The organism is Paralysiella testudinis (genome assembly GCF_016894345.1).
GTDB classification, from domain to species: Bacteria; Pseudomonadota; Gammaproteobacteria; order Burkholderiales; family Neisseriaceae; genus Paralysiella; species Paralysiella testudinis.
In genome coordinates, this window is sequence record NZ_CP069798.1 from 2,678,460 (window position 1) to 2,703,852 (window position 25,393).

Below are 25,393 nucleotides of genomic sequence, written 5' to 3' on the forward strand. Positions count from 1 at the left end.
ATAACAAAATAGAAGGCTGCCTGAATATCTTTTCAGGCAGCCTAGTTTAAACCAACGCATTCATCATTAAAGATTAAAGCCAAATCAAGCTGTTTTGCTTTTCAATAAACGCAGTGCATTGGCCAGCACCAGCAAAGAGCTTAGGCTCATGCCCAGTGCCGCCACCCACGGGGTTACATGGCCGGTGGCGGCCAGGGGTACGGCGATGGCGTTGTAGGCGGTGGCCCACAGCAGGTTTTCACGGATGATGGTGCGGGTGCGTTCGGCTTGGCGCAGCAGCGGTGCAATCATGCCGATGTCGTCGTTGAGCAGCACCACATCGGCGCCATCGCGTGCCACGTCGGCGCCTTCGGCCACCGCCACCGATACATCCGCCTTGGCCAGCACTGGGGCGTCGTTGATGCCGTCGCCCACCATCAGCACTTTGCGCCCTTGCTGCTGCAAAGCGGCCACATAGGCCAGCTTGTCTTCGGGCGTGGCTTCGGCGCGGTAGGCGTCGAGCTGCAATTCGGCGGCCAAATGTTCAACCGCAGCACTGCGGTCGCCACTGAGCAAATGGCGGCGCACACCTGCTTGCTTCAACTGAGCCAGCAGGCGGGCAGCGCCGCTTTTGGTTTGGTCTTGCAGCAAAAAGGCTGCCTGAAAGCCCTGCGCATTGCCCAGATACACCACGGTGCCGCTGTGCTCGATTTTGGCCAATTCGGGCGGCAAGGGCCCGGCAATTTCGGCAACAAAATCGGCTCGGCCAATTGCCCAAATGGTTTCCTCGCCGCCGCTGTGCACTTGCGCGGTAACGCCGTGCCCCACGCGGTTGATGCGGTTGTGGGCGCTTATGTTGTACTCAGTGTTTTCAGGCAGCCGCAACAAGGCTTGCGCCACCGGGTGCTCGGATTGCGCTTCCAGCGCTTGCGCTATGGCGGTTAATAAAGCGGTGTCGGCTTGAGATTGCACGGTTTGGATTTGTTGCACTGCCAGCCGCCCTTCGGTGAGGGTGCCGGTTTTGTCAAACACCACATCGTCGATGTGCGCCAGCGTTTCCAGTGCATGGCCGCGCCCGATTAGCACGCCTTGTCCGGCCAAGTTGCCGGTGCTGGCGGCCAATGCCGCCGGGGTGGCCAGCGACAAGGCGCACGGGCAAGTGGCCACCAGCAGCGATACGGTAATCCACAAGGCGCGGTTGCTGCCGTCCAGATACGTCCACACGCCGAACACCAGCACCGACAGCAGCAGCAAACCGGCCACAAACCACGAGGCGTAGCGGTCGGCCAGCTCCACCATGCGCGGCTTTTGCGCCAATGCGCGGTCGAGCAGGCGCACAATATGCGCCAAGCGGGTGTCGCCGCCCACTTGGGCGGTTTCAATCAATAAAGGGCTGGCGGTGTTGAGGGTGCCCGCCACCACGGCGGCACCGGCGGCTTTGGCCACCGGCACGCTTTCGCCGGTGAGCATGGCTTCGTTTACCGCGCTTTCGCCGCGCAGCACGCGGCCGTCTACCGGAATCACCTCGCCGGGCTTCACCAGCAGCACATCGCCCACCGCCAGCTTGGCCACCACCGCTTCTTCGCTGGCCTCGCTGGCCGGGTAATCGGGCAGTTTGTGGCAAAACGCGGGCACCAGTTTAATCAGCCGCTCGGTGGCGCTGGCGGCTTTGCGCCGCGCCATTTGCTCCAGATAGCGCCCGCCCAGCAGCAAGAATACAAACATGGAAATTGAGTCGAAATAAATGCCGTGCTCTTGGCGGGTGAGCAGGGCATAGCAGCTGGCACTAAACGCCGCCACAATCGCAATCGCCACCGGTGTGTCCATGCCCACGCGCTTGTTGCGCCAATCGCGCAGTGCGCCACGGTAAAACGGCACTGCCGAATACAGCATCACCGGCAGGGTGAGCACCATGCTGGCCCAATGCAGCAGCCACAAAAACGGCTCTTCGATGTCGTCGCCATACAAATAAGTGGGCACCACATACATCATTACCTGCATCATCGACAAACCGGCCACCCACAGCCGCACCAATGCCTGTTTGCGCTCTTTTTGCGCTTGTGCGTCCACTTTTTGCGCATCGTAGGGCGCGGCTTGGTAGCCGGTGCTTTGCACCCGCAGCAGGATGTCCGACAAAGCTGCGCGGCTGTTGTCCCACGCCACGCGCACGCGCTCGGTGCTGTAGTTGATGTCTACCCGCAACACGCCGGGCAGGCGCAGCAATTGCTGCTCAATCAGCCACACGCAGGCCGCGCAGGTGATGCCGGAGAGCATCAACACCGCTTCGCGTTCGTTTTCGGCCAACACTTCCACAAAATCGGCCTGTACTTCGGGCAAATCGTAGAGTTTGAGCTGCGCCATCATTTCTTGCGGCGGCAAAGCGGCTTGCTGGGCATCGGCGGTACGCTGGTGGTAATAGCTGCCCAAACCGGCACCGATAATGCTTTGTGCCACCGCTTGGCAACCGGCGCAGCAGGTGGGGTGGGCATGGCCTTCAAATTCGATTGGTAAGTCAACCGAGGCCGGTACGTCCAGCCCGCAGTGAAAACAAGGTTCTTTATCCATGGGGTTGGATTGTACGCGCAAGCACAGCGCGGCGGTAGGGCAAGGCTGCCTGAAATAAAAGCGGTTTTACCTGCATCAAACCGCTTTTGCGCGGCAATATTTTTCAGGCAGCCTTTGGCTTAGGTTAGAATAAGCCTCTTTAGATTTTTGTATTTTGGTTTATGTCTGTGTCCATAAATGCCCGCCGTATCGAAACCGTGTTACCGCAAACCCAATGCCGCCAATGCGGCTTTGACGGCTGTGCGCCTTATGCCGAAGCGCTGGCCAGTGGCCAAGCCGCCATCAATCTGTGTCCGCCCGGCGGCATGCCGGTAATGCACGATCTGGCCGCGCTGCTCAACACCCCGCCCTTGCCGTTGGCACAAGCCGATAAAGCCGCCGCGCCCAAAGTGCTGGCGGTGATTGATGAAGCCGCCTGCATCGGCTGTGCCGCCTGCATTAAAGCCTGCCCGGTGGATGCCATTATCGGCGCCACCAAGCAAATGCACACCGTATTGGCCAACGAATGCACCGGCTGCGAGCTGTGTCTGCCGCCTTGTCCGGTAGACTGTATCGACTTGCAGCCGGTGGCCGATGCCTGGCTGCCGCGTGCACGCCAACTGGCCGATGCCGGTTTGGCTCCGCGCGAAGCCGCCGCCAGCCATGCACAGCGCCGCCACCAACGCCGCCAAGCCCGCTTGCAACGCTTGGCCACTGCCCGCCGCGCCCATTTGGCCGCCCGCGCCGCCGCCGTTACCCAAACGCATGGCAGCAGCGCCAAACTCAATCCGGCCGATTTGATTGCCAAGGCCATGGCGCGGGCGCAAGCGCAGCAAAACCAGCGCACCGAAGCCACCAACCAAGCCGACTTTGCCCAACAGCAAATCGACAAAGCCCAAGCCCGCGCCACCTACCGCCGTGCCCAGCGCGATTTGCGCTACGGCAGCGAAGCGGAACAAGCCGCCGCACTGGCGTGGCTGCGGGCGTATAAGGCCGAGCAAGAGAATTAAAATGGTGAGCCGCCTGCTTCAGGCTGCTTGAAACAGCTTTGATTTATCATTGAAGATACGCAGCTGCTAATCAAAGGCTACCTGAAAGGTAAGACGGCCATTGCCGAACTGGATTCGGCAATCCATTGGTAAGCCTAAAGTAAAACGAAGTGGATTATTTTAAAAATATGCTGTGGTTTTATGCGTTTTCTTATCGTTTTACTTTGCGCTTCATGGCCGCGCGGCCACTTACTTTTCTTTGCTTCGCTCACGCGAAGCGCACCTACGGCGAGCAAAGTAAGCAAAAGAAAGGCGACCCCGGTTGCAGGTTCGGCTGCGCCAAGGGGAAGGCTGCACGGATTTTCCGTTTCAGGCAGCCTGAACAAAATAGCTGGTAAATTGCTGCACTTGCATTAGGGTCTGTTCACAATTACTTGTCATAAAGGTAACCACATCACAATGCACCCCAATAAAACCGTACTGTGGAAGTTGCGTTTCAGCTTATCGTAACGGCTGGCAATCGCTCGGAAATGTTTCAAACGGCAAAAGGCATTCTCTACCAAATGCCTGATTTTATATAAATACCAGTCCATGTCTTTATTTTTCTCTTCCCTATTTCTTTTATAGGGAATATTGGCTTTCGCACCGCTTTGCTCTATTTGCTCCCTGAGCCGGTCTGAATCGTAACCTTTGTCCGCATTAACCAACTCAGTTTCGGCAAGGTTGATGTTGTCAAGCAGCTCCGGTGCAACGGTGACATCATGGATATTGCCCGCAGTAACGATAACCTCAACCGGATTGCCTGCAGCATCTACAGCCAGATGAATCTTGCTGGTTCTGCCGCCTCGGCTCATACCGATTGCGTGATCCTCTTGCGCACTGAGCGCTGAGGCGCAGTGTTGGTGGGCACGGATATAACTGCCGTCTATGGCTACCCACTCCAAGTCACTCTCTTGGCTGAGCTGTTTCAAGATTGCAGTAAAAATGCCTTTTTCTGACCAACGGTTATAAGCGGTATAAACAGTATGATACTTGCCGAAATACTCGGGTAAATCCCGCCACGGTATGCCGGTTCTTATTCTGTAAAGTATGCCTTCAAGAATTCTGCGCAAATTGGGTTTGCTATAAATACCCAAATCACGCAGAATAGGTAACAGCTTCGTCCAATGTTCATCTTTGAGTAGTGTACGGGGCATCGCAGGTGTATTGGGGGGTGTGAGAACTTCCTTTTATGCCTGCGTTTCTTTTTTATTCAAGGGTATGACAAGTAATTGTGAACAGACCCTAGAGTTCGTAACTTCAGTTTATAAATTAGACTTACCACCACAACACCCAAAGGAACTACACCCATGAAGCTAAAATCTCTATTCACCGCCTTGATGCTGGCCACTCTGGGCGCTTGTGCCGCCCCCGGCCAACCCACTGCGCAAGCAAACGACGCCTACCGCCAAACCCTAACCGGAGAATGGCAAATCATCCGCATCAACGGCCAGCCCGCCGCCCCCGGTTACCGCTTGTCGTTCGACCCCGCCGCAAAACGATTTAACGCCTATTTCGGCTGTAACCAAATTATGGGCGGCTATCAGCAGCAGGCAGACAAATTGCACTTTAGCCATGTGGCCAGCACCATGATGGCCTGCCCCGACAATACCGACGAAGCACCCGGCTTAGCCGCGTTGGCACAAACCCACCACTGGCAAACCGCCGCCACCAAAGCGCCCGGCAGCCGCCTGATTTTAAGCAACCAACAAGGACAAGCTGTGCTGGAGGCTTATCCGGCAACGCAGCCTTAAAATGCACAAGCCCGCTTTCAGGCAGCCTAAAACCTTTAACACTTCATTAAAATAACCAACAGCAAAACCCAACACAAGGAGAACACATGAAACTGGAAACCCAAGCCATCCACGCCGGCTACAGCCCCGACCCCACCACCAAGGCCGTGGCGGTGCCGATTTACCAAACCGCCAGCTATGCCTTTGACAACACCCAACACGGTGCTGATCTGTTCAACCTCAATGTGGCGGGCAATATCTACACCCGCATCATGAACCCCACCACCGACGTACTGGAGCAACGCCTGGCCGCCATCGAAGGCGGCATTGCCGCCTTGTGCGTGGCCAGCGGCATGGCCGCGATTGCTTATACCGTGCAAACCCTAGCCGAAGCGGGCGACAACATCATCGCCACCAAAACCCTGTACGGCGGCACCTATAATCTGTTTGCCCACACCTTGCCCAAGCAAGGCATCGAAGTGCGCTTTATCGACCCCGCCAAACCGGAAGACATCGCCGCCCACACCGACGAGCGCACCAAGCTTGTGTATTGCGAAAGCATCGGCAACCCCGCCATCAATGTGGTCGATATCCCCGCCTTTGCCGCCGCCGCCCATGCCCAAGGCCTGCCCTTGGTGGTAGACAACACCGTGGCCTCACCGGCGCTGTGCCGCCCAATCGAGCTGGGTGCCGACATCGTGGTGGAATCGCTCACCAAATACATCGGCGGCCACGGCAACAGCATCGGCGGCGCCATTATCGACGGTGGCCGTTTCGACTGGACCGCAGGCGAGCGCTTCAAGGTGCTCACCACGCCAGACGTGTCTTATCACGGCGTGAATTACAGCGAACACTTCGGCGCCGCCGCCTTTATCGCCCGTGCCCGCGTGGTGCCGCTGCGCAACACCGGCGCCGCCATCAGCCCGATGAATGTGTTTTTCATTCTGCAAGGGCTGGAAACCTTGGCGCTACGCATGGAACGCCACAGCAGCAACGCCTTAAAAGTGGCCGAATTTCTGCAACAACACCCGCAAGTGGCGTGGGTAAACTACCCCGGCCTGGCCAATAGCCCTTATAAACCGCTGATTGAGCGCGATTGCAGCGGCCAAGCCTCCGGTTTGCTCAGCTTCGGCATTCAGGGCGGCATCGAAGCCGGCGGCCGCTTTATCGACGCCTTGCAACTGTTTACCCGCTTGGTGAACATTGGCGATGCCAAATCATTGGCCACCCACCCCGCTTCCACCACCCATCGCCAGCTCAATGCCGCCGAGCTGGCCGCCGCCGGGGTGAGCGAAGACATGGTGCGCTTAAGCGTGGGCATTGAGCACATCGACGACTTGCTGGCCGACTTAAGCCAGGCATTGGCCGCCGCATAAGTGCAAACCCCATTGCCACGATTTTCGGCTTTCATCAACGCATAAAAAACCGCAGCCAAAGGCTGCGGTTTTTTATGGCATTGGTGTTTTCAGGCAGCCTTAGCACATTGCTGCAACACCGCCACCGCGGGCAGGGTTTTGCCTTCCAGAAATTCCAAGAACGCGCCGCCACCGGTGCTGATGTAGTCGATGTCGTCGGTAATGCCGAATTTGGCAATCGCCGCCAAGGTGTCGCCGCCACCGGCAATCGAAAAGCCTTTACTACGGGCAATGGCCTGCGCCAAGGTGTGGGTGCCGTTGGCAAAGGCGTCAAATTCAAACACGCCCACCGGGCCATTCCACACAATGGTGCCGGCGGCTTGGAGCAAATCGGCCAAGGCGGCGGCCGATTGCGGGCCGATATCCAAAATCAGGTCGTCGTCGGCCACATCGTTGATGTTTTTCACCGTGGCGGGTGCATCGGCGGCAAAGGTTTTGGCCACCACCACATCGGTGGGCAGCGGCACTTGGCCGCCTTTGGCGGCGATTTTGGCCATAATCCGGCTGGATTCGGCCAGCAAATCGGGCTCGGCCAGCGATTGGCCGATATTGTGTCCGGCTGCCTGCAAAAAGGTGTTGGCAATGCCGCCGCCCACAATCAATTGGTCTACTTTATCAGCCAAGCTTTCCAAAATGGTGAGTTTGGTGGACACTTTGCTGCCCGCCACAATCGCCACCAGCGGGTGTTTGGGCTGTTGCAATGCCGCGCCCAGCGCATCCAATTCCGCTGCCAGCAATACCCCGGCACAGGCCAGCGGCGCGGCTTTGGCCACGGCTTCGGTGGAGGCTTCGGCGCGGTGGGCGGTGCCGAAAGCATCGTTTACATAGATATCACACAAGGCGGCATAGGCGGCACCCAAAGCAGAATCGTTTTTCTTTTCGCCCACATTCAGGCGCACATTGGGCAACATGGCCACGGTGCCGGCAGGCAAATTGGGCTTGCCGTCGCGCCAGTTTTCCAATACCGCCACTGGCTGCTCCAACAAGGCGCCTAAGCGCTCGGCCACCGGCGCCACGCTGTCGGCAGGTTTGGGGGCGCCTTCGGTGGGGCGGCCTAGGTGGGTCATCACAATCACGGCAGCGCCGTGATCGATACAGTGGCGGATGGACGCCAGCGAGGCGCGGATGCGGGTGTCATCGCCGATGATGCCGTCTTGCAGCGGCACATTCATATCGGCACGAATCAAAATGGTTTTGGCGGTTAAATCTTGGTCGGTGAGTTTTAAAAAGGGCATGATGCAGGTTCCTGTGGTGCTTTTTATCATAATGAAAGGCAAATCCGGTGTATTATCGTCTATGCGCCCGATACGGTAAAGCGCAAAACTACATTCGGCTACAGGCTGCCTGAACAGGTTCTTAGCCGCATCCTTGTTTGATATCCGCACATGAGGCCTGCCATGCACACCCCTGCCCTTGCCATTTTTTCCACCTTAATGCTGCTCACCTTCAGCGCAGTGGCCGCACCGGTATACGAATGCACCAATGCCCGCGGCCAGCGCAGCTACAGCCAAACGCCCGCCAAAAACTGCCGTGCCGCCAATTTGAGCTCGGCCGGATTTTACACCGCCGCACCGGCACCCACCACGGCGCCGGTAAGCAGCAGTTATGCTGCGCCCGACAACAACATCACGCCCGGCAGCCAAGCTGCCGCCGTTGACAACAGCCAAATTCAAGCCGCCCAACAACGGCTGAATGAAGCACGCCGCGCCTTGGATGACGGCCGCAAAGTGCGTTACGGCAATGAACGCAATTACGCCAAATACCTAGAGCGCATTGCCGGGCTGGAAGCGGCAGTGCGGCAAAGCGAGCAAGCCTTGCAGCAACTGCAAGCGGGCGGTGCTGCTGCGCTGCATTAAGGCAAGCCGCATTTCTTTCGGGCAATCTGTAAAACCCTATCATTCATCGCCCACGCAAACGCTGGCGGTCGTGCTCTGCCAATTCGGCGGCGCGTTCGCTGCGTTTTTGCTGCTCGGCCGCCTGTTTCAACGACTGCTCCACAAAATCAATATGTGCATGCGCCATTTGCGCCGCTTTGTGCGGCTGGCGTTTTTTAATCGCCTCAAACAGCGCGTAGTGTTGCGCCATCAGCTCCGGTTTTAAATCGGCTACGCGAAACATATTGGCCAGATTTTGTTGGGTGTGCTGGTGCAACATACGCAATAGGCTGCCTGAAAGCTGGGCAAACAAAATATTGTGCGCCGCTTCGGCAATGCTTTGGTGAAAACCCACATCGGCTTGCGATTGTTTTTCCACCTGGCGGCGCATATTGGCCGCTTCCAGCTCGGCCAGCCAAAAGCCCATGCGCGCCAAATCTTCATCGGTGCGCCGTTGCGCCGCCAGCGATGCCAAAGTGCCTTCGAGCGAGCGGCGGAAATCCAGCACATCATCGCGCAAATACTCGTGCCGCCCCAATAAGCCTTGCCAAGCGCCCATAAAATCGCTTTGCACATATTCGCTCACATAATGGCCGCCGCCGGGGCGGCTGTGCAGCAATTGCCGCGCCGCCAGCGCACCCAAGGCATCGCGTAGCGGCGGGCGCGACACGCCGAATTCGGCTGCCAATTGCCGCTCCGGCGGCAGGCGCTCACCCACGGCATATACGCCGCCAACAATACGCTCTTCCAATACCTCAGCAATCTGCTCCGACAACTTTTGTGCGCTGATCCGTTTGCGTTCTATCATCATTTCGCCTATCGATAATATCAACATTAAAATATATTTTAAGCGCTGAAAAATAATTCAGATTATTGTTTTGTTTATTTTTAAAAATGACAAAACCCGATTAATGAATCATATCCATCGCAACAAGCACAATAGCCGCCAATTTGAGCTTATCTTTTTTTAACCGCAGCCATTGACCACCGGATAAAACTTTTTTAAAGTGAATAGCCTATTGGTAAATTGGTATTACCAATTAAGCATAAGCGCAGCATAACAAAAGACTGCGCTCACTAGCAAGCCCCGGCCAACCGCACTTTTGTGCCCATCCGGCAGCAATCTGTTTGGCAGCAATCTGTTTAATGAATTCTGGAGAAACCCTTATGCATACCTTTTTGGCTCTGGCACCGATTTTAACGGTGTTTGTGCTGCTGGTGGTGATGCGCTTGTCGGCCAAGTTGTCGATGGGCGCTGCCTATTTGGTTACCGCCTTGCTGGCGCTGTTTGTATGGCAAGCTTCCGGCGCCATGGTGGCCGCCGCCACCGTGAACGGCATTATTGTGGCGCTCACGGTGTTGTATATCGTGTTTGGCGCCATCTTATTGCTGAATACACTCAAAGAAAGCGGTGCCATCCGCGCCATCCGCCAGGGCTTTATGGATATTTCGCCCGACCGCCGCGTGCAAGTGATTATTGTGGCGTGGCTGTTCGGCTCGCTGGTAGAAGGCTCTTCCGGTTTTGGCACGCCTTCGGCCGTGGGTGCACCGCTACTGCTGGCGCTGGGTTTTCCGGCCATGGCAGCGGTAATGTCGGTGCTGGTGATTCAGTCTACGCCGGTGTCGTTCGGCGCAGTGGGCACGCCGATGTTGCTGGGTGTGTGGTCGGGCATCAGCAATAAAGAAGACGTAGCCACCGCCATTGCCCCGGCCAGCCCGGAGCAATATTTGCTGCACATCGTGGCCAATGTGGGCTTGCTGCATGCACTGGTGGGCGTATTGATTCCGCTGCTGTTGGTGTGCCTGCTCACCCGCTATTTCGGTGCCAAACGCTCGTTTGCCGAAGGCTTGCAAGCATGGAAATTTGCCCTGTTTGCCGGTGTGGCCTTCACCCTGCCCTATTATCTGGTGGCTCATTTTATCGGCCCGGAGTTCCCTTCGCTGGTGGGCGGCTTTATCGGCCTGATGATTGTGGTGCCAGCAGCCAAACGCGGCTGGTTTTTGCCCAAGCAAGTATTTGATTTTCCGCCGCGCGCACAATGGGAAAACACATGGGTGGGCAGTGTGGAAGAAGACCACAGCGACACCAGCAAACCCAAATTTTCGGTGTTGCGTGCTTTCTCACCCTATTTGATTGTGATTGCGCTGCTGCTGATTACCCGCACCATTCCGGAGCTGAAAGCCTTTTTGCTGGGCGACTACACCACCGTGGCCTTGAAAGAGCTGTTTGGCACCAAAATCACCAGCAAAGTGCAGCTGGCCTATTCACCCGGCACCATTTTGATTTTGACTTCCATCGCCTGTATCTGGATTTTCAAAATGGACATCAAATCGTTTATGCGCGGCTGGGGTAATTCCGGTAAAACCATGATTGCCGCCGCGCCGGCGCTGCTGCTGGCGGTACCGATGGTGCAGGTATTCATTAACTCCGGCTCTGCCGACATGAACGCCACCGGTGCCTTAAGCGCCATGCCGATGGTGTTGGCACACAGCGCCGCCAGCGCCTTTAGCGGCATGTGGCCGAATGTGTCGCCGTGGATTGGGGCTTTGGGCGCGTTTATCGCCGGCTCCAACACCGTGAGCAATATGATGTTTGCCTACTTCCAGTTTTCCACTGCCCAGGAAATCGGCCTTAATGCCGACCTCTCCTCCATCGTGGTGGCGCTGCAAGCCATTGGCGGTGCGGCCGGTAATATGATTGCCGTACACAATGTGGTGGCCGCCGCCGCCGTGGTGGGCATGATTAACCGCGAAGGCGAAGTCATCCGCAAAACCCTGATTCCGATGACTTATTACCTGATTCAGGCCGGCTTAATCGGCCAAGCGCTGATTACCGGCAACTTCGTTTGGTGGATTGCCGCCTTGGTGTGGCCAGTGGTGTTTTTCGGCATTCAAGTACTGCTGGGTAAAAAAACCACCTAATCGCCGCTTTTTCAGGCAGCCTAGGATGGATTGATGTTCTTCATGCCGCCTTTCAGGCAGCCTAGGATTGATTGATTTTCTTCACGCCGCCTTTCAGGCAGCCTGATAAAAAAAACCGCAGCCTTGTTTGGGGCTGCGGTTTTTTTGAATACGGTAAACCCAGCGCTTAGCGTTTTTTCCCTAAACGGCGCAAGGCTTTGATTGGATCGGCATTGGCGGCCAAGCCCATCACCGCACCTCGATAAACCAGCTTGCTTTTTGCTGGCGTAAACGCATGTGCCGACAGGTAGCTGCCACTGCCGGCAGAGCGCACCAACACCACCACTTCCTGCCGTTTATCGCCGTCAATATCGGCCAACATCACCTTCTCTACCACACCATCGCGAGGGCGAATCAGCCCGGCACTAAAAAAAGTGGTTTCGTCTGGCGCCGCAGCGGCCTCATACAGCCGCACACTAAAGCTGCCGATGGAGCGGGCTTCAAAATCACCCTCAGCCACCACCACCGTCTGCCCTGTGGGCAGTGCCAGCTTCGATACAAAGCGGTCTGAATCGGCAGCATAGGCCGATGTGGTCAACAACAACAGCCCCGCACCCATCCAAGATTTTATGGTCATATTCCATCACTCCTTATTTACGATTTTATGATCTAAAACGCCTAAGTATAAACACCCTTTCAGGCAGCTTTCAACAAGTGCCACACTCTATTTCCCTGCTTTTTTCATTGCCCTTGCCCGCATTTTGTTCTACATTGTGCCCTGCACCATTAAACCCATCTTATGCTGCAAAAAGCATGGTTTTTAATGGTTTGTTGATTCCTCAATTGATAAAAGCAGCGCACACGCGCACACGGAACCCGCCTTATGAGCATTGAAGCCGCCCAACGCATCCGCGAAATCCCCTACAACTACACCTCGTATTCCGACCGCGAAATCGTCATCCGCCTGCTGGGCAGCGCGGCGTGGGATACTTTGCAAGACTTGCGCGGCCAGCGCCGCACCGGCCGCTCGGCACGCATGTTGTTTGAGGTATTGGGCGATATTTGGGCGGTGGTGCGCAACCCCTATTTGGTTGACGACTTGCTCGCGCACAAACACCGTGCCGCCGCACTGGTTAAAGAAATGCGCCACCGCTTGGCCGAAATCCAAAAACGGCGCGACGACAACGCCCAAGTGGCGCAATTGCTTCAGGCAGCCTCGGCTGCGGTAGATGCTTTTGAGCAAAGCTTTGATTTAACCCGCCAAAAACGGGAACAAGTGCTCAAGCGCCTGAGCAAAATCACCCACAAAGACAATATTATGTTTGACGGCTTGGCGCGGGTGAGCCACGTTACCGATGCCACCGACTGGCGGGTGGAATACCCCTTTGTGGTGCTCAACCCCGACACCGAAGCCGAAATCGCCCCCTTGGTGAAAGCGCTGATTGAGCTAGAGCTCACCATCATCCCGCGCGGCGGTGGCACCGGCTATACCGGCGGTGCCGTGCCGCTGCACGCCATGAGCGCCGTGATTAACACCGAAAAACTCGACCGCCACCACGGCGTCGAATACGTGGCCTTGCCCGGGCTGGAAGGCACCCATCCGGTGATTCACTGCGGCGCCGGGGTGGTCACGCGGCGGGTAGAAGAAACCGCCAGCGCCGCCAAACTGGTGTTTGCAGTAGACCCCACTTCCGCCGATGCCTGCTGCGTGGGCGGCAATGTGGCCATGAATGCAGGCGGCAAAAAAGCGGTGCTGTGGGGCACGGCACTGGACAATCTGGCCTGGTGGAAAATGGTGAACCCACAAGGCGAATGGCTCAAAATCGAGCGCATAAACCACAATTTCGGCAAAATCCACGACGAAACCACCGCGCTTTTTGATGTACACACCCTCAAAGCCGATGGCCACACCATCGCCAAAACCGAGCGGCTGGCCATCGATGGCCATCGCTTTCGCAAAGTGGGCTTGGGCAAAGACGTTACCGACAAATTCCTCGCCGGCGTGCCGGGGGTGCAAAAAGAAGGCACCGACGGCATCATCACCAGCGTGGCCTTTGTGCTGCACACCATGCCCCAACACACCCGCACCGTGTGTTTGGAATTTTTTGGCACCGTGGCCAACGCCACCCCGTCTATCGTGGAAATCCGTGACTATATGCTCGGCCACAACAGCGTGCGCTTGGCCGGTTTGGAACACCTCGATTGGCGCTATGTGCGCGCCGTGGGCTATGCCACCAAAGCGGCGGGCAAAGGCCGCCCCAAAATGGTGCTGCTGGCCGACATCGTGTCTGACGACGAAAACGCCGTACAAGCCGCCGCCGCACATATTGTTAAGCTGGCCAACGCCCGCAGCGGCGAAGGCTTTATTGCGGTAACGCCCGAAGCGCGCAAAACCTTCTGGCTCGACCGCAGCCGCACCGCCGCCATTGCCAAGCACACCAATGCCTTTAAAATCAACGAAGACGTGGTGATTCCGCTGGAGCGTTTGGGTGAATACTCCGACAGCATCGAGCGCATCAACATCGAATTGTCGATTCAAAACAAGCTGGCCTTGTGCGATGCCCTTAAAGGCTACCTGAAAACCAAATTGCCGGTAGACAAAATGGGCACCGACCTTCCCAGCAAAGCGCTCTTAGGCGAGCGCGCCCAGCACGCCTTGGCGCATGTGGATGCCATACGCCGGCGCTGGCAATGGCTGCTGGATAATTTGGACGCCCCGCTGGCCGATTATCTGGCGCAATTCCCGCAAAAACTCGAAGACGATGCCGCCACCGGCAACACCAGCGCCTTTATCGCCATGCGCGACTTCCGGCTGCGGGTGTCGGTGAAGCGCGACATCATGCAGCCCTTGGCCGAAATTTTCAGCGGCAAGGCCGACACGCTGATTATGCAGCAGCTGCAAAAAATCCACACCCAAGTGGTGCGCAGCCGCGTATTCGTGGCCTTGCACATGCACGCGGGCGACGGCAATGTGCACACCAATATCCCGGTCAATTCCGACGACTACGCCATGCTGCAAACCGCCCATAAAGCGGTGGCCCGCATCATGGGCATTGCCCGCAGCCTTAACGGCGTGATTTCCGGCGAGCACGGCATCGGCATCACCAAATTGGAATACCTCACCGATGCCGAAATGCAGCCTTTTTGGGACTACAAAGCCCAAGTCGACCCGCACGGCCATTTCAACCGCGGCAAGCTGATGCCGGGCGCCACCTTAGCGCAAGCCTACACCCCCTCATTTGAATTGCTGGGCGTGGAATCGCTGATTATGGAGCAATCGGCGTTGGGCACCATTGCCGACTCCATCAAAGACTGCCTGCGCTGCGGCAAATGCAAGCCCGTGTGCAGCACCCATGTGCCGCGCGCCAACCTGCTCTACAGCCCGCGCAACAAAATTTTGGGCGTAGGCTTGCTTACCGAAGCGTTTTTATACGAAGAGCAAACCCGCCGTGGTGTGTCGCTCAAGCATTTTGACGAGCTCAACGACGTGGCCGACCACTGCACCGTGTGCCACCGCTGCGAAAAGCCCTGCCCGGTAAACATCGACTTTGGCGATGTCACCATTGCCATGCGCAACTATCTGCGCCAAGCCGGGCAAAAGAAATTCCGCCCCGCCGTGGCGCTGGGCATGGCCTTTCTCAACGCCAAAGATCCCAACACCATCAAAGCCTTGCGAGCCGGGGTTATCCAAGCCGGTTTCAAAGCGCAAAACTGGGGCTACCAATTGGGTAAGCGCTTCAGCCTTGGCCGCTTAAAAAAACAAAAAGCCGCGCCGCAGGCCACGTTGGGGCAGCCCGCCATCCAAGAGCAAATCGTGCACTTTATCAACCGCCCGCTGCCACGCAACGTGCCCATCAAAACCGCCCGTGCCCTCTTGGGCATTGAAGACAACAAAACCGTGCCCATCATCCGCAACCCGCAATTGGGCGAAGACACCGAAGCGGTGTTTTACTTCCCCGGCTGCGGCTCCGAGCGCTTGTTTAGCCAAGTGGGGCTGGCCACCCAGGCCATGCTGTGGCACGTGGGCGTGCAAACCGTGTTGCCGCCCGGCTATCTGTGCTGCGGCTACCCGCAAACCGCTGGCGGTAATAAAGAAAAAGGCGACCAAATCACCACCGAAAACCGCGTGCTGTTCCACCGCGTGGCCAACACCCTCAATTATTTGGACATCAAAACCGTGGTGGTGAGCTGCGGCACTTGCTACGACCAATTGGCCGACTACCAATTCGATAAAATCTTCCCCGGCTGCCGCATTGTCGACATCCACGAATTTTTGCTCGAAAAAGGCCTGAAATTAGACGGCGTGGCCGGCCAGCAATACCTCTACCACGACCCTTGCCACACCCCGATTAAAACCACCCAGCCGATTAAAGTGGTAAACGAATTGATGGGGCAAAACGTGCCCTTAAGCGACCGCTGCTGCGGCGAATCCGGCACCTTCGCCACCGCCCGCCCCGACATCGCCACCCAAGTGAAATTCCGCAAACAGGAAGAATTGGAAAAAAACAAAGCCGCACTGCCCGCGGGCGAGCCGGTGAAAATCCTCACCTCCTGCCCCGCCTGCCTGCAAGGCCTAAGCCGCTATCAAGACGACACCGGCATTAGCGCCGATTACATCGTGATTGAAATGGCCAAACACCTGCTCGGCAGCCAATGGCAAGACGATTTTGTGGCCAAAGCCGCCAACGGCGGTATTGAGCGGGTGTTGTTGTAACCCGGCATTCAGGCTGCCTGAAAAATGGATTTAACTCTGTTTCAGGCAGCCTAGGATGAATACCCCGCATGATTGCCATGCCCCGAAATCCGTTTTGTTTCACCATACATAGCCAAAACCATGACTACACTTACCCCCATCACCATCGGCCTGATTTCCACCAGCGACCGCGCCAGCAGCGGCGTGTATGCCGACGAAGGCATTCCGGCGCTGAAAGACTGGCTTGGCCGCGCCGTGCGCAATCCCATCCGTTTTGTTGAAGCCCTGATTGCCGACGAGCAGGCCGCCATCGAAGCCACCCTCAAGCAAATGGCCGATGCCGAGCATTGCGATGTGGTGTTCACCACCGGCGGCACCGGCCCGGCACCGCGCGATGTTACCCCCGAAGCCACACTGGCGGTGCTGGATAAAACCCTGCCCGGCTTTGGCGAGCAAATGCGCCAAATCAGCCTGTATTATGTGCCCACCGCCATTTTGTCGCGCCAAGTGGCGGGCATCCGCGGCCAAACTTTAATCGTGAACCTGCCCGGCCGCCCCAAAGCCATTGCCGAAACCTTGGGCGGCGTGCGCAATGCCGCAGGCGAAGTGGTGGTGCACGGCCTGTTTAGCGCCATTCCTTATTGCGTGGATTTGATTGGCGGCGGTTTTATCGAAACCGATGCCGAAATTTGCCAAGCTTTCCGCCCAAAACAGAAATAATCCTCAGCTATAATCGGCCTTTTCCCATGCCCACAAAGGCAGCCCCATGCCCACGCCATTTTCCGACCACTGGCCGCAGCAATGCCAGCACACTTGGCAACAAGCACTGGCCACGCCTGCGTTTCAGGCAGCCTCAATCCGCTTGCCGGATTTAGAAGCCGCCTTGGTGCAGGCGCGGCGGCGCAGTTTTGGCCGCTTATTGCAGGCCTTGTGGCGCGAGCAACTATTGGACAGCCGCGCTTTGACATGGCAAACCCAAACACAAGCGTGCTTGGCCTTGCCGCAACAAGCCGCGCTGTATTTTGACGGCTTAAGCGCCGCACCGATGGCCGCTTGGACACTGAACGGCGATGTGCACTGGCAGCCGCCCCACGGCGCAGCGCAAACCGTAGCATCCCCCGCCGCCTTGCTGCATCATCTGCAAGCGCTGCTCAGCACCGCCATCCATCCGCAGCAATACCAACGCTTGGCCGCCGAGCTAAACAACAGCTGCCTGAACGATGCGCTGTGCCTGGCTTATCACCACCATTGGAATGCCCAGCTAGCGGCCGACAATGGCACGCATTGGCTGCCTGCGTTGTGCCGTAACCACCCTCAGCCCACCTTACTATTAGAGCAATGGGGCACACTCGGCCATCCGTGGCACCCCAACTACAAAACCCGCCTCGGCATGGCGGTGGCTGAAGTGATTGCGTGGGCGCCGGAATTCAATGCCCAAATCGACGTAGTGCTGGCAGCGGTGCGGCGCGATTGCATGGCGGTGCATTCCATGCCCGATGGTGCCGACTTCGGCCACTGGTTTGCCACCCATTTTGCCGATGCTTATGACCAATGGTGCGCCGCCTTAGCGCGCCAACGCCTGCAGCCGCAGTACTACTGGCCGCTGCCGGTGCACCCGTGGCAGGCACAACATCATCTGCCCCAACACTGGGCACCAGCCATCCAAGCACAACAACTGCTGCTGGCCGATATGCCGCGCTTGGCAGCCAAGCCCACCATGTCTTTTCGCACCGTAGTGCCGCACACAGGCCAGCCGCAGCCGCCGATGTGCAAGCTGCCGGTGTCGCTGCGGCTCACCAGCGTGGAGCGCACCGTATCGCCGCGTTCCGCCACCATGGGGCCGCGCGTGAGCGCCTTGCTGCAAGCCATTTTGGCGCAAGAGCCCGGCATCGCCGCCGTTTTGGCGATTATTCCCGAACGCCACGGCCTGCACTTTCAGGCAGCCGGGGTGAGCGAAGACGATGCCCGCCATGTGGCCGTACTGTATCGCGACCACCCCGCCGCCTGCATCGCCCCCAATCACACCGCCCTGCCCTTGGGCGCACTGTTTGCCACCGACTTCAACGGCGCACCGCTGTGGGCACAATGGTTGCATTGGGGCAGCGGCCGCCAAGATGCGGCTGCTGCACTGGCTTGGTTTGCCCACTACGCCCGCCAAACGCTGCACGGCTTGCTGGGCATGTATTTGCGCTACGGCATTGCCTTTGAAGCACACCAGCAAAACAGCTTTGTGGTGGTAGACGCCCAAGGGCAGTTGCAACAATTGCTGCTGCGCGACTTTGGCGATATCCGCATCCACCGCACCACCTTGCAGGCGCAGGGCCATACGCTGGCCTTGCACGACCCGCACAAAACCCTGTTTGACAACGCCGAATTTGTGCGCGAAAAATTCATGCACAATGTGCTGATGTGCCATCTGGGTGAAATGGCCTTGCTGCTTGAGCGCCATTGGCAACTGCCCGAACAGCCCGGCTGGCGCTTGCTGGCCGAGGCGCTGCAACACGCCTTTGCCGATTGGCAGCCACACACCAACCCCGCCCGCTGGCAGGCCGAACACCACGCCATGCTGCACGCACCTTGGCCTGCCAAAGCCTTTGTGCGCATGCGCATCGACAACAACAGCGAAGACATTGTTGGCACCCTGCCCAATCCGCTGGCGCCGTTTTCAGGCAGCCTATAGTGAATTAAATTTGAACCAATACTGCGTTGGCTCGCCTTAGCGCAAAGCGAACGATTTTGTAAGGCGCTAAAGCACCAACAAACTCTGTTCCGTACTACTTGTACTGTCTGCTGCTCGCCGCCTTGTCTTGATTCAAATTTAATCCACTATTTAATGAAATAAAAGAAAAACGGAAACAAAAACAATAAATTTCTAACGATTCTGCGTAGGTCGGATTCTTGAATCCGACGCTGGTTCAAAGAACAAGATGGTGGTGTTTTAGCCTATTCGGCCAAATGTCGGATTCAAGAATCCGACCTACGCCAACTAACCTCATAAGCCAATACCTTGCCCAAGGCGATGGTTGCCGTTCAATCAAAATTGCCCACCACAAATAAAAAAGGCTGCCTGAAACGCTTTCAGGCAGCCTTTTATTGTATTCAATCCACACTACAACACCGGCCCCACAGTGGCCAACACATTATGCCAAATACGCCGCCCATACGACCAAGCCTCCACCTCCGCCAGTGTAACCGCCGTGGCGGCAGCGATATAGTCTTGCTGGCGCGCGTGCACAGCGGCGGTGGTGGCTGCATCTTGCAGCAGCACATTGTTTTCGTAGTTCAAGTCAAAACTGCGCAAATCCAGATTGGTGGAGCCGATAAAGGTGAGCGTGTCGTCTACGGTGAGGGTTTTGGCGTGCAAGAGGCCGCCCTTGAATTCGAAAATCCGCACCCCGGCTTGCAACAGCCGCCGGTAATGGCTGCGGCTGGCGGCGGCCACCACCCAGGAGTCATTGCGTTGCGGGAAAATCAACGTAACCGCCACCCCGCGCCACGCCGCCGCGCATAAGGCTTCGAGCACGGTGGCATCGGGTACGAAATAAGGTGTGGAAATGGTGAGCCGCTGGCGGGCGCTGTTGATGAGTGTTACCAATAGCTGCGGGGTAACGCGGCTGCGCTCGGTGGGGCCGTCGCCCATCACTTGGGCGGGGAAGCCGTCTGCATAAGCCTCGGTGGGCAAGGCAAATTGCGCCAAGCCTTGTTGGGTGGCCATCATCCAATCGCTGGCAAACAACAGCTGGGTTTGCGTCACCACCGGCCCTTGCAGGCGCAGCATAATGTCTACCCACGGCGCGTATTTGGCTTTCACCGCAAAGGCGGCATCGGCGCAATTTTGGCTGCCGCAATAAGTAATTTTGCCGTCAATCACGGTGATTTTGCGGTGGTTGCGCAAGTCGATGCGGCTGGTTAACAAAGTGCGCAGCAAGGGGCGAATGGGCAGCGCCACCGCGGTTTGCACACCTGCGGCGCGCATTTGCTGCCACAGCGGCGTTTTGAGCAAGGCGTGCGAGCCCAAGCCGTCCACCATGGCGCGGCACACCACCCCGCGCCGTGCCGCACGCATCAGCGCCTCGGCCACATGGTTGCCGGTGTGGTCGTTCAGCCAAATGTAATAGAGCACATTCACTTGTTCGGTGGCCGCATCGATATCGGCCACCAAGCGAGCGCGGGCGCTATCGGCATCGGCCATCAGCTCGGCGCGGTTGCCGGCCACCGGATACAGCTGGTTCACCGACGCCAAATAATGAAACGGCGCCTGATAAGCCGGGCTAATCAAGCGGGCCACATTGTGCGGCTGCCCCAGAAATTCCTGCCCCGGTGCCGCGGCAGCCGCCTGATGCAAAGTGGTATAAACCTGCTGATAGCGTCGGCTCACGCGGTGGCCGATATCCACCTCGCCAAACAGAAAATACACCGCACAGCCCAGCAGCGGAAACAGCGCAATCACCATAAACCACGCCATGCGGGCATCGGGCGCCAAATCTTCGCGCAGCAAAATACGCAGGGTAAACCCCGACACCAGCAGCACATGCAATAACACCATCCACATCGCCTATCTCTCCTATTTCATCACCCAGCCGCAATCAGGCTGCCTGAACATTTTTTCACCCTCGCCTGCTTTTTTGCAAGAACGCCAGCCGTATTTTATGGTCTTAGCGCAAATTCTGCGCGAATTGCCACTGTATTGTAAAACGCAAGATATAATGACCGCCGGACTTGAATTGCCGCTGCATAGCGCCATTTAAGCCTCGGATTGTATTTTAAACCACCTTTTAAAGAAGGGAATCTGTATGTTGGGCTTTATTTGGACTGTTATCGTGGGTTTTATCGTGGGCGTGATTGCCAAATTGATTAATCCTGGCAAAGAAAACATGGGCTTTATCCTCACCACCTTGCTCGGCATCGGCGGCTCGCTGCTGGCCGGCTATATCGGCCAAGCCGTGGGTTGGTATCATGCCGGTGAAGGTGCCGGCTTTATCGCCTCGGTGATTGTGGCCTTTTTGATTTTGTTTATCTACGGCAAAGTGGCGAAGAAAAAATAAACCACCTAGCGCACATCAACAAACGGTTTCAGGCTGCCTGAAACCGTTTTTTATTTGGCAACAACCCGCCCGCAATCGGCCAACGCCTGATTGCGGATTTTTGCTGCTCCGTAATCGGGTGTTTTCTGATAGCAATTAAGCGTTTTTATATAACGACTTAATCATGATGACGGCGTATAAATAAGGACATAGCGTGTATCCGCCCCTATCGAAAAGAAAGGACAGCATCATGACTAAAATCGTCAACTCATGGAACGACTTCGACCCGCTCAAGCATGTAATTGTCGGCCGCGCCGACCACAGCTGCATTCCGCCGGAAGAACCCGCCACCTCTGAAAAGGTGCCCATCGACAGCACCATGCGCGGCATGTGGGGACCGCGCCCGCTCGAAACCGTGGAAAAAGCCAATATCCAACTGGATAACTTGGTGAAAGTGCTCACCGAACGCGGTGTGAAAGTAGACCGCCCCGAACCCTTGCAATGGAACCAGCCGGTGATTACCCCCGATTTTCGCACCGGCTCGATGATGACCTGTATGCCGCCGCGCGACACCTTGCTCACCATCGGCAGCGAAATCATCGAAGCGGCCATGTCGTTCCGCTGCCGCTTTTGGGAATACTTGGCTTTCCGCCCCTTGTTGTCGCGTTATTTCAACGAAGACCCGGAATTTTTGTGGTCGCAAGCGCCCAGACCGCGCCTGAGCGACAAATCCTACAAACACAATTATTACGATGAGCGTATTTCCTTGGAAGAACGTTTGGTGCGCACCGCCAATAAAGACTTTGTGACCACCGAAGAAGAGATTCTGTTTGATGCCGCCGACGTGATGCGGGTGGGCAAAGACCTGTTCATCCAACACGGCCTCACCACCAACCGCAAAGCCATGGAGTGGTTCAAACGCAAATATCCGGACATGCGCATCCATGCGGTGAACTTCCCCGGCGACCCCTACCCGATTCACATCGACGCCACCTTTGTGCCGCTGCGCCCGGGTTTGATTATCAACAACCCGCACCGCCGCTTGCCCAAAGAGCAACGGGTGATTTTCGAGAAAAACGGCTGGGAAATCGTGGACGCCGCCCAACCGGCACACACCGAACCGCCTCCGCTGTGCTACAGCTCGGTGTGGTTATCGATGAACTGCTTGGTACTGGATCACAAAACCGTGATTGTGGAAGCTTCGGAAGTGCACCAGCTGGAGCAAATGGACAAACTGGGCATGAACGTGATTCCGGTGGCGTTCCGCGATGCTTACGCTTTTGGTGGCGGCCTGCATTGCGCCACAGCGGATGTGTATCGCGAAGGCACTTGTCAGGACTACTTCCCCAAACAGGATTTTGACGACGTTACCCGCGTATAACTGCGCTTGATGTTCCCAATATCCTAAACAAGAGGTCTTGCCTGACGCGGTAAGACCTCTTTTTGATGCAACCCTTCATACGGAGCACAACCATGCGTGATGCACCCGCCCCGGTGCCGATCAGCAAGAAGGTCGGCTATACCAATGCTTTTATCGCCGCCACCCTAATGGGCTTTGTGGGCTTTTTTGCCCGCCACATCAATGCCCAGGGCGACTTTATCGCTTTTTCGAGAATGATGTGCGGCGCGATTCTGTTTTTACTGATTCTGGCGGCCAAAGGTCGGCTGTGGGAGCTGAAATCGTACAAAATCTCTTGGAGCATGATTGCCAGCGGCTTTTTTATGGGCAACTGCCTGTCTGCCTATATTGCCGCCACCCAATACACCTCCATTGCCAATGCGGTGTTTTTCATCTACATCGGCCCGATTATTTCCACCTTGCTGGCGATTATTTTCCTGAAAGAAAGCATGAAGGCCAGCACTTGGTTTGCCATTGCCGCGGTGTTTATCGGCATGTTGCTGATTGTCGGCCTGATTAAGGTAGACGCCAACGGCATCCACTTTGGCATGGAGTTCTCGCAAAAAACCTTTATCGGCGACATGCTGGCATTGTATTCGGGCGTGGGCTACGGCCTATTCCTGTTTTTTGGCCGTTACCGCACCGATGTACCGGGTGAAACCCGTGCATTCTGGAACTTTGTGTTCGCCCTAATCGGCATCACCTGCTTGTTCCTGTTTACCAAACCCACCATCGCACAGATGACGTCTACCGACTGGATGTGGTGGATTGCCATCGGCTTGGTCTGCGGTTTCGGTGCCTTGGGTACTTGCACCATCGCCACCCGCCACCTGAAAGCAGTGGAATTCGCCTGTGTTTCCTATTGGGAATGCGTGGTGGCACCGGTGTTTGTGGGCTGGATGATTTACAACGAAGTGATGACACCAATCCAGATTATCGGCGGCATATTGATTATTGTGGGCGGCATGAGCGAGATGCTGATGAGCACGCTTAAAAAAGCATTTGCAAACCAAGCCGTCTGAATGGAACCAACCGACACCATGGGTGGAGAAATCAGCCCGTTTTCTCCACCCGCGGCCATCAACCATACCATACCGTCATTGCCTATCCGGCAGCATGGGGCAATGCGCAGGCTTTCAGGCAGCCTTGATTGCAATAGGCCTTTATTGCACTGGGGTAGTAGGGTGCGCCCTGCGCACCGCTTGGGCTTAAAGCACAGTGGGCTGGTGCGCGTGGCGCACCCTACATACACAGCTTGGGATGGATTGATTTTCTTCAGGCTACCTGAAAATAAATAAACACCCATTGCAACAACACCGTCTGCCAGGGAGAATCCTATGCACACAAACCCGATACCCTCCACCCCCACACCCGGCAGTGCCCCACTGCTCACGGATCAACAAGCTTTACGGCGCGCCACCGTGGCCAGCTTTATCGGCAATTTTGTCGAATGGTTCGATTATGCCGCCTACGGCTATCTGGCCGCGGTGATTGCGGTGGTGTTTTTTCCGGAAACCGACAAAACCACCGGCCTATTGGCCGCCTTTGCGGTATTTGCCGTGTCTTTTGTAATCCGCCCCATCGGCGGCATTGTTTGGGGACATTGGGGCGACAAATTCGGGCGCCGCAGCGCCTTGTCTTTGTCGATTCTGATTATGTCTGGCGCCACCTTTCTGATTGCCTTTTTGCCCAGCTATGAGCAAGTGGGGGTATTGTCGCCCTTATTGCTGTTGCTGGTACGGCTGGTGCAAGGCTTTTCCGCTTCCGGCGAATACGCCGGTGCCTCGGCGTTTCTGGCCGAATACGCACCCAAAAACCAACGCGGATTTTATACCAGCATGGTACCGGCCAGCACCGCCGCCGGCTTGCTGCTCGGCTCGCTGATGGTCACACTGCTGCACGCCACACTCACGCCAGAGCAAATGCACCAATGGGGCTGGCGGCTGCCGTTTTTGCTGGCCGCCCCTTTCGGCCTGATTGGGCGCTACATCCGTTTGCATTTGCAAGACACACCCAAATTCCGGGAAATGGAAGGCCGCTTGGCGGAAAAAGAAAAAGACACTGCTTTGCCCATCCGCCAATTGCTCACCACCTATCGTAAAAAAGTGCTGATTGCCTGCGGCGTAGTGTGCCTGAATGCGGTGGCTTTTTACATGATGCTCAGCTATATGCCCACTTATTTGTCGGTTGAATTAAACGTATCCGAAACGCTGTCGTTTATTTCATCCAGTATTGCCTTGGCGGCCTATATCGGCTTTGTGTTCTTTATGGGTTATTTGTCGGACCACCATGGCCGCAAAACCATGCTGGTGTCGGCATCGGTGTTGTTTATTGTGCTGGCCGTGCCGCTGTTCCAGATATTGGGGCACGGGCACTTTTGGGCCATTGTGTTGGTACAAATCGTGTTTGGCGCCTTGCTGGCCATGAACGACGGCACCCTGCCCAGCTTTCTGGCGGAGATTTTCCCCACCCCAGTGCGTTACAGCGGCTTTGCCTTGAGCTTTAATACCGGTAATGCGCTGATGGGCGGCACCGCGCCCTTAGTGTCAACCTGGCTAATCAGCCTGACCGGCAACAAATTGGCGCCAGCTTGGTATCTGATGGCCATTGCCCTACTGGCCTTGGTGGCGATGTTGCTAAGCCATGAAACGTTCCGCGAGGAATTGCCGGATTGATGCCGCCCGCGCCGGAATGACGGCTGCGCACCTTTTCAGCGATATAAACGCATTCTACAAAGCCTTAAACCTTAAGCTGCCTGAAAACATCAGCCTAAACGCAGTTTCAGGCAGCCTTATCTTGGCAC

Annotated in this window: 19 protein-coding genes; 13 read left to right on the top strand and 6 right to left on the bottom strand. The window is 56.6% G+C overall.

All coding sequences use genetic code 11. From position 1 onward, the window contains the following. Positions 1-84 precede the first annotated feature (84 nt). Positions 85-2,544 carry a heavy metal translocating P-type ATPase gene (locus JQU52_RS13585; protein ID WP_230338996.1) on the bottom strand — a complete coding sequence of 820 codons (2,460 nt, stop codon included), beginning with the start codon at positions 2,542-2,544 and terminating at the stop codon, positions 85-87. A gap of 161 nt (positions 2,545-2,705) precedes the next feature. Between JQU52_RS13585 and JQU52_RS13590 the strand changes: the two genes are divergently transcribed. Both JQU52_RS13590 and JQU52_RS13595 read left to right on the top strand, forming a co-directional pair. Further along, positions 2,706-3,533 (top strand): RnfABCDGE type electron transport complex subunit B, encoded by an 828-nt coding sequence (locus tag JQU52_RS13590; RefSeq protein WP_230338997.1) that lies wholly within the window; start codon positions 2,706-2,708, stop codon positions 3,531-3,533. Between the two features lie 149 nt (positions 3,534-3,682). Further along, the gene (locus tag JQU52_RS13595; RefSeq protein WP_230338998.1) at positions 3,683-3,910 is read left to right on the top strand and encodes a hypothetical protein; all 228 of its coding nucleotides are present in this window, start codon (positions 3,683-3,685) and stop codon (positions 3,908-3,910) included. 39 nt (positions 3,911-3,949) lie between these two features. Here the strand turns inward: JQU52_RS13595 and JQU52_RS13600 are convergent, their stop codons facing one another. Then, positions 3,950-4,708, bottom strand: a complete 759-nt coding sequence (locus tag JQU52_RS13600; RefSeq protein ID WP_230338983.1) for an IS5 family transposase — start codon at positions 4,706-4,708, stop codon at positions 3,950-3,952. Between the two features lie 153 nt (positions 4,709-4,861). On the opposite strand from JQU52_RS13600, the gene JQU52_RS13605 reads away from it, so the two are divergent. Together JQU52_RS13605 and JQU52_RS13610 are read left to right on the top strand one after the other, a co-directional pair. Next, positions 4,862-5,305, top strand: a complete 444-nt coding sequence (locus JQU52_RS13605) for an META domain-containing protein (protein WP_230338999.1) — start codon at positions 4,862-4,864, stop codon at positions 5,303-5,305. Positions 5,306-5,391: 86 nt separating this feature from the next. After that, entirely contained in the window at positions 5,392-6,660 is a 1,269-nt protein-coding gene (locus JQU52_RS13610) for an O-acetylhomoserine aminocarboxypropyltransferase/cysteine synthase family protein (protein ID WP_230339000.1), read from the top strand. Positions 6,661-6,749: 89 nt separating this feature from the next. Here JQU52_RS13610 and JQU52_RS13615 read toward each other — a convergent pair whose 3' ends face one another. Continuing rightward, positions 6,750-7,934, bottom strand: coding sequence for a phosphoglycerate kinase (locus JQU52_RS13615; protein ID WP_230339001.1), 1,185 nt, complete (start codon positions 7,932-7,934; stop codon positions 6,750-6,752). A gap of 162 nt (positions 7,935-8,096) precedes the next feature. Between JQU52_RS13615 and JQU52_RS13620 the strand changes: the two genes are divergently transcribed. After that, positions 8,097-8,555, top strand: a complete 459-nt coding sequence (locus JQU52_RS13620; protein ID WP_230339002.1) for a DUF4124 domain-containing protein — start codon at positions 8,097-8,099, stop codon at positions 8,553-8,555. Positions 8,556-8,598: 43 nt separating this feature from the next. On the opposite strand, the gene JQU52_RS13625 is transcribed toward JQU52_RS13620, so the two are convergent. Further along, positions 8,599-9,381 carry a FadR/GntR family transcriptional regulator gene (locus tag JQU52_RS13625; RefSeq protein ID WP_230340598.1) on the bottom strand — a complete coding sequence of 261 codons (783 nt, stop codon included), beginning with the start codon at positions 9,379-9,381 and terminating at the stop codon, positions 8,599-8,601. A 359-nt stretch (positions 9,382-9,740) separates the two neighbouring features. Between JQU52_RS13625 and JQU52_RS13630 the strand changes: the two genes are divergently transcribed. Next, positions 9,741-11,495: an L-lactate permease gene (locus tag JQU52_RS13630; RefSeq protein WP_230339003.1), complete on the top strand. Its 1,755-nt coding sequence runs from the start codon at positions 9,741-9,743 to the stop codon at positions 11,493-11,495. A 166-nt stretch (positions 11,496-11,661) separates the two neighbouring features. On the opposite strand, the gene JQU52_RS13635 is transcribed toward JQU52_RS13630, so the two are convergent. Continuing rightward, complete coding sequence (locus tag JQU52_RS13635) at positions 11,662-12,111, bottom strand: PliI family lysozyme inhibitor of I-type lysozyme (protein WP_230339004.1); 450 nt, start codon at positions 12,109-12,111, stop codon at positions 11,662-11,664. A gap of 246 nt (positions 12,112-12,357) precedes the next feature. Here JQU52_RS13635 and JQU52_RS13640 point away from each other — a divergent pair, with 246 nt between their 5' ends. From JQU52_RS13640 to JQU52_RS13650, 3 genes are all read left to right on the top strand, one after another. Then, positions 12,358-16,188, top strand: a complete 3,831-nt coding sequence (locus tag JQU52_RS13640) for a DUF3683 domain-containing protein (protein ID WP_230339005.1) — start codon at positions 12,358-12,360, stop codon at positions 16,186-16,188. 120 nt (positions 16,189-16,308) lie between these two features. Further along, positions 16,309-16,887, top strand: coding sequence for a molybdopterin adenylyltransferase (gene mog, locus JQU52_RS13645; protein ID WP_230339006.1), 579 nt, complete (start codon positions 16,309-16,311; stop codon positions 16,885-16,887). Between the two features lie 46 nt (positions 16,888-16,933). Beyond that, positions 16,934-18,847, top strand: coding sequence for an IucA/IucC family protein (locus JQU52_RS13650; protein ID WP_230339007.1), 1,914 nt, complete (start codon positions 16,934-16,936; stop codon positions 18,845-18,847). 429 nt (positions 18,848-19,276) lie between these two features. Here the strand turns inward: JQU52_RS13650 and cls are convergent, their stop codons facing one another. Then, positions 19,277-20,719, bottom strand: coding sequence for a cardiolipin synthase (cls, locus tag JQU52_RS13655; RefSeq protein WP_230339008.1), 1,443 nt, complete (start codon positions 20,717-20,719; stop codon positions 19,277-19,279). Positions 20,720-20,960: 241 nt separating this feature from the next. Here cls and JQU52_RS13660 point away from each other — a divergent pair, with 241 nt between their 5' ends. The 4 genes from JQU52_RS13660 (at position 20,961) to JQU52_RS13675 (ending at position 25,265) form a co-directional block, all read left to right on the top strand. Then, positions 20,961-21,212 (top strand): GlsB/YeaQ/YmgE family stress response membrane protein, encoded by a 252-nt coding sequence (locus JQU52_RS13660; RefSeq protein ID WP_452434034.1) that lies wholly within the window; start codon positions 20,961-20,963, stop codon positions 21,210-21,212. A gap of 229 nt (positions 21,213-21,441) precedes the next feature. After that, entirely contained in the window at positions 21,442-22,572 is a 1,131-nt protein-coding gene (locus JQU52_RS13665) for a serine/threonine protein kinase (protein WP_268866619.1), read from the top strand. A gap of 92 nt (positions 22,573-22,664) precedes the next feature. Next, positions 22,665-23,612, top strand: coding sequence for a DMT family transporter (locus JQU52_RS13670; protein ID WP_230339009.1), 948 nt, complete (start codon positions 22,665-22,667; stop codon positions 23,610-23,612). A 315-nt stretch (positions 23,613-23,927) separates the two neighbouring features. Further along, positions 23,928-25,265: an MFS transporter gene (locus tag JQU52_RS13675; protein ID WP_230339010.1), complete on the top strand. Its 1,338-nt coding sequence runs from the start codon at positions 23,928-23,930 to the stop codon at positions 25,263-25,265. Positions 25,266-25,393 lie beyond the last annotated feature (128 nt).

Coding starts and splice junctions, on each gene's coding strand:
- JQU52_RS13585 (WP_230338996.1), bottom strand. CDS start 2,544: ATGGATAAAGAACCTTGTTTTCACTGCGGGCTGGACGTACCGGCCTCG.
- JQU52_RS13590 (WP_230338997.1), top strand. CDS start 2,706: ATGTCTGTGTCCATAAATGCCCGCCGTATCGAAACCGTGTTACCGCAA.
- JQU52_RS13600 (WP_230338983.1), bottom strand. CDS start 4,708: ATGCCCCGTACACTACTCAAAGATGAACATTGGACGAAGCTGTTACCT.
- JQU52_RS13605 (WP_230338999.1), top strand. CDS start 4,862: ATGAAGCTAAAATCTCTATTCACCGCCTTGATGCTGGCCACTCTGGGC.
- JQU52_RS13610 (WP_230339000.1), top strand. CDS start 5,392: ATGAAACTGGAAACCCAAGCCATCCACGCCGGCTACAGCCCCGACCCC.
- JQU52_RS13615 (WP_230339001.1), bottom strand. CDS start 7,934: ATGCCCTTTTTAAAACTCACCGACCAAGATTTAACCGCCAAAACCATT.
- JQU52_RS13620 (WP_230339002.1), top strand. CDS start 8,097: ATGCACACCCCTGCCCTTGCCATTTTTTCCACCTTAATGCTGCTCACC.
- JQU52_RS13625 (WP_230340598.1), bottom strand. CDS start 9,381: ATGATAGAACGCAAACGGATCAGCGCACAAAAGTTGTCGGAGCAGATT.
- JQU52_RS13630 (WP_230339003.1), top strand. CDS start 9,741: ATGCATACCTTTTTGGCTCTGGCACCGATTTTAACGGTGTTTGTGCTG.
- JQU52_RS13635 (WP_230339004.1), bottom strand. CDS start 12,111: ATGACCATAAAATCTTGGATGGGTGCGGGGCTGTTGTTGTTGACCACA.
- JQU52_RS13640 (WP_230339005.1), top strand. CDS start 12,358: ATGAGCATTGAAGCCGCCCAACGCATCCGCGAAATCCCCTACAACTAC.
- mog (WP_230339006.1), top strand. CDS start 16,309: ATGACTACACTTACCCCCATCACCATCGGCCTGATTTCCACCAGCGAC.
- JQU52_RS13650 (WP_230339007.1), top strand. CDS start 16,934: ATGCCCACGCCATTTTCCGACCACTGGCCGCAGCAATGCCAGCACACT.
- cls (WP_230339008.1), bottom strand. CDS start 20,719: ATGTGGATGGTGTTATTGCATGTGCTGCTGGTGTCGGGGTTTACCCTG.
- JQU52_RS13660 (WP_452434034.1), top strand. CDS start 20,961: ATGTTGGGCTTTATTTGGACTGTTATCGTGGGTTTTATCGTGGGCGTG.
- JQU52_RS13665 (WP_268866619.1), top strand. CDS start 21,442: ATGACTAAAATCGTCAACTCATGGAACGACTTCGACCCGCTCAAGCAT.
- JQU52_RS13670 (WP_230339009.1), top strand. CDS start 22,665: ATGCGTGATGCACCCGCCCCGGTGCCGATCAGCAAGAAGGTCGGCTAT.
- JQU52_RS13675 (WP_230339010.1), top strand. CDS start 23,928: ATGCACACAAACCCGATACCCTCCACCCCCACACCCGGCAGTGCCCCA.